This window comes from Streptomyces sp. L-9-10, from assembly GCF_004151105.1.
In the GTDB taxonomy this organism is placed as follows: domain Bacteria; phylum Actinomycetota; class Actinomycetes; order Streptomycetales; family Streptomycetaceae; genus Streptomyces.
In genome coordinates this window covers 1-4,905 of the sequence record NZ_PHRF01000045.1, presented here as the reverse complement: position 1 = coordinate 4,905, position 4,905 = coordinate 1, and the positions used below count along the sequence as shown (strand labels likewise).

Sequence of the window (4,905 nt, the reverse complement as noted above, 5' to 3'; positions counted from 1 at the left end):
GTCGAAGAAGGGCTCCCAGTCCACCCGGACACCGCGTACGTGCAGCTGCCCCGCAGCCATGGTGGCGGCCACCGCCTCCGGCCGGTCACCACGCAGCACCGGCACGAAGACCGCCTCCGGCGCGGTCTCCTGGCCCAGCGCCGACAGCGTCCCGCCAGGACCGACCTCGACAAACGTGCCCACGCCCTCACCCACGAGCGTGCCCACGGCATCGGCGAACCGTACGGACTCGCGTACGTGCCGCACCCAGTACTCCGGCGACGCCAACTCCTCCGCGCTCGCCCGCGCACCGGTCAGCGTCGACACGATCGGAATCGCGGGCGCCTCGAACGACACGCCCTCCAGCACCGCGCGGAACTCGTCCAGCATCGGCTCCATCAACGGCGAGTGGAACGCGTGGCTCACCCGCAGCCGGGACACCTTCCGCCTCGCCTCACGCCAGCGCTCGGCGACCGCCTCCACATCGGCGGCAATCCCCGAGATGACCACCGACGTCGGACCGTTCACCGCACCGATGCCCACGGTCTCCGACAGGTCCGAGGCGACCTCGGCCTCGGACGCCTGAATCGCCACCATCGCGCCACCGGACGGCAGCGCCTGCATCAGACGACCGCGAGCCGTCACCACCTCGGCGGCATCGGCCAGCGACCACACACCGGACACGTGCGCGGCGGCCAGCTCACCGATCGAATGACCCGCCAGCATGTCGGGCCGGACACCCCACGACTTGAGCAGGCGGAACAGCGCGACCTCGACCGCGAACAAGGCCGGCTGGGTCACACCGGTCTGGTTCAACACCTCGGCGTCGTCGCCGAACAGCGCCTCCCGGACCTCCGGAGCCAGGTGCCCCAGCACCTCGTCCAACGCCGTGGCGAACACCGGGAAACGGGTGGACAGTTCACGGCCCATCCCGAGCTTCTGCGAACCCTGACCCGAGAACAGGAAACCCACCCGGCCGGGCTCGTCCACGGCCCCGGCGACCACGGCACCGGTCGCCTGGCCGTCGGCCACGGCCGCCAGAGCGGCCAGGAACTCGGACCGGTCGGCGGCGACCAGCACCGCACGGTGGTCCAACGCCGATCGCGAAGTCGCGAGTGAGTAACCGACATCAAGAGGCGCGTGGCCCTCCACCATCGCCATCAGACGCTCGGCCTGACCACGCAGGGCACCCTCGGCACCCGCCGACAGCACCCACGGCACCAGGCCGTCACGTACCGGCTCCGGGGCTTCCTCCCGCTCCACGACGGGGGCCTGCTCGATGATGGTGTGCGCGTTCGTCCCGCTGAACCCGAACGACGACACACCCGCCCGCCACGACCCACCGGTCTCCGGCCACGGCCGCGCCTCCGCCAGCAGCTCCACCGCACCCGCGGACCAGTCCACGTGCGTGGACGGCTCGGTGACATGCAGCGTGCGCGGCAGAACGCCGTGTCGCATCGCCATCACCATCTTGATCACACCCGCCACACCGGCCGCCGCCTGCGTGTGGCCGATGTTCGACTTGATCGAGCCGAGCCACAGCGGCTCGCCCTCGCGGTCCTGGCCGTAGGTGGCCAGCAGCGCCTGGGCCTCGATCGGGTCACCCAGCGTGGTACCGGTGCCGTGTGCCTCGACCGCCTGCACATCGGACGGTGCCAGACCGGCACTCGCCAGCGCCTGGCGGATGACCCGCTGCTGCGAGGGACCGTTCGGAGCCGTCAGGCCGTTGGAGGCGCCGTCCTGGTTCACCGCGGAACCCCGTACCACCGCCAGCACCTGGTGGCCGTTGCGCTGGGCGTCGGACAGCCGCTCGACGAACAGCATCCCGATACCCTCACCCCAGCCCGTGCCGTCGGCGCTGTCGGAGAACGCCTTGCACCGGCCGTCCACGGACAGTCCGCGCTGGCGGCTGAACTCGATGAACCCACCCGGCGTGGACATCACGGTGACGCCACCCGCCAGTGCCGCCGAGCACTCGCCGGACCGCAGTGCCTGCACCGCCAGGTGCAGGGCCACCAGTGACGACGAGCAGGCGGTGTCCACCGTCACCGCGGGGCCTTCGAAGCCGAACGTGTAGGACAGCCGGCCCGAGGCCACGCTGGACGCGTTGCCGGTCGCCACGTATCCGCCCACGTCATCGGCGGCCCCGTCCAGCACCAGTGTGTAGTCCTGCACGTTCGAGCCGACGAACACGCCGACGCGCTCACCGCGCAGCGACTCCGGGTCGACCCCGGCCCGTTCCAGCAGTTCCCAGGAGGTCTCCAGCAGCAGCCGCTGCTGCGGGTCCATCGCCAGCGCCTCGCGCGGCGAGATCCCGAAGAAACCCGAGTCGAAGTCCGCCACCCGGTCGAGGAAGGCGCCCATGCGGCTGTATGACGTGCCCACACCCGCCGGGTCCGGGTCGTACAGCGTCTCCAGATTCCAACCGCGGTCGGTCGGGAAGTCCGACACGGCGTCCCCGCCCGCGAGGAGTACGTCCCACAGGTCCTCCGGGCTCGACACACCACCGGGGAACCGGCACGCCATCGACACGATCGCGATCGGTTCGTCGGTCACACCGGAGACGGCGACCGGAGCGGAGGTGGTGGGGGCCACGCCCGCACCGGACAACTCGACCCGCAGGAAAGCGGCCAGCGCGGCGGCCGTCGGGTAGTCGAAGACGAGCGTCGCGGGGAGCGCGACGCCGGTGGCCTCGCTGAGCCGGGTACGCAGTTCCACCGCGGTCAGCGAGTCGAAGCCCAGCTCCTTGAAGGCACGGGTCGCGGAGAACGCGTCTCCGGACACGTGACCGAGCACCGCGGCGGCCTCGTACCGGACCAGCTCGGTGAGCTCGCGCTCCTGCTCGGCCTCGTCCAGGCCGACCAGCCGCTGAGCGAGGGCCGACAGGCCCTGCTCCGCCGGAGCGGCCTCGAACGCGGCCCGCACCTCGGGCAGTTCGCCCAGCAGCGGACTCGGCCGCTGCGACATGAAGGTGCCCGCGAACCGCTCCCAGTCGACATCGGCGACGACGACGTTCCCGTCACCGCGCTCCAGGGCCGTGGCCAGACCCGCGATCGCCACAGCCGGAGCCATCGTGATGAGGCCCCTGCGCCGCAGCTGGGCCGCCGCGTCCTGCCCGGCGTCCGCGACCATTCCGCCATCGCCCCACGGGCCCCACGCGACCGCCGTGGCGGGCAGACCCGCCGCCCTGCGATGGTCGGCCAGGGCGTCCAGATAGGCGTTGGCGGCCGCGTACGCACCCTGGCCGCCACTGCCCCACACACCGGCGATCGAGGAGAACAGCACGAACGCGTCCAAGGGCGTGTCGCCCAGCAGCTCGTGCAGGTTCCTCGCGCCGACGACCTTGGCTGCCAGCACATCGGCGAACCCGGAGAGATCGGTCGGATCGAGGCCTGCAAGGGCAGCCGAGCGCTCGATGCCCGCCGTGTGCACGACCGCGGTGAGCGGGAACTCGGCGGGGACCGAGGCGAGCACGTCCGCCAGCGCGTCCCGGTCGGCGACGTCACAGGCCGCGATCGTGACGCGGGCACCCAGCTCGGTCAGTTCCGCACGCAGTTCCTCCGCGCCTTCGGCGTCCAGCCCGCGCCTGCTGGTCAGCAGCAGGTGTTCGGCGCCCTTCGCCACCAGCCATCTGGCGACACGCGCACCGAGCGCACCGGTACCGCCGGTGACCAGGACCGTGCCACGCGGCGCCCAGCCCGCCCCGGATGCCTTGCCCAGCGGCGCGGGCACCAGCCTGCGCCCGAGGATCCCGCCACCGCGTACGACGACCTGGTCCTCACCGGCCGTTCCCGCGAGCACCGAGACCAGCAGATCACCGGTCGCCTCGTCCTGCGTATCCGGCAGGTCCACCAAGCCGCCCCAGCGATCGGGGTGCTCCAGTGCCGCCACCCGGCCCAGACCCCACAGCATCGACTGCTCGAACCCGGCGACGGCGTCATCCGCACCCACCGACACCGCACCCGACGTCACACACCACAACGGCGCCGACACATCCGCGCCACCCAACGCCCCCAGCAGACCGATCGTGCCCGCCACACCCACAGGCACAACCGACCCGCCCGCACCCGCCAGCCCCAACAACGACACCACACCACTCAGCGCGGGCAACGCGGCCAACTCCCCGGCCCAGTCCACGCCTTCCGGATCCACATACAGAACCTGTACGTCCGCACCGTTCCGAACCAGTGCGTCGCGAACCCACTCGGCGCGCGACTCCCCGGCCGGCGCGACCACCAGCCAGACACCATCCAACCGCCCGCCCCCGGAGGTCACCGGCCGCCAGTCGACCCGGTACCGCCAACCGTCCACAGCGGAACGGCCCTGCTGCTCCTTGCGCCAGGCGGACAGCCGGGGCAGCACAGCGCTCAGCGGGTCGTCCGACGACACGTCCAGCGTACGGGCGAGATCATCGAGGTCGCCCTCCTCCACGACCTCCCAGAACTGTGCCTCCACCGGCGACATCCGCTGGGTGCGCTCGGCGGGCACGTCCAGCCAGTAGCGCTCGCGCTGGAACGCGTACGTCGGCAGATCCACCCGCCGGGCCCCGCTGCCCGCGAAGTAGGCGGTCCAGTCGACCGCCACACCGTGCGCGTGCAGTGCGGCGACCGTGGTGACGAGTGCCATCTCCTCAGGCCTGTCCGCGCGCAGCGCCGGCAGGAATACCGCGTCGGGCGCCCCGCCGAGACCGAGAGCGGACAGCGTCCCACCCGGCCCGACCTCGACAAACACACCGGCACCCTGCTCACGCAGCGTCAGGACGGCGTCATGGAAACGTACCGACTCGCGTACGTGCCGCACCCAGTACTCCGGCGAGGCCAGTTCCTCGGCGCTCGCCAACCGGCCCGTCAGCGTCGACACGATCGGGATCTCGGGCTCACCGCACTCGATCCCCTCGACCACCGCACGGAACTCGTCGAGCATCGG

At 71.8% G+C, this 4,905-nt stretch carries 1 protein-coding gene; it reads right to left on the bottom strand.

Annotated features, from left to right (window positions below; genetic code table 11):
• Positions 1-4,905 (bottom strand): type I polyketide synthase (locus CU044_RS12330; protein ID WP_129768584.1); only part of this gene is annotated, 4,905 nt, incomplete at both ends.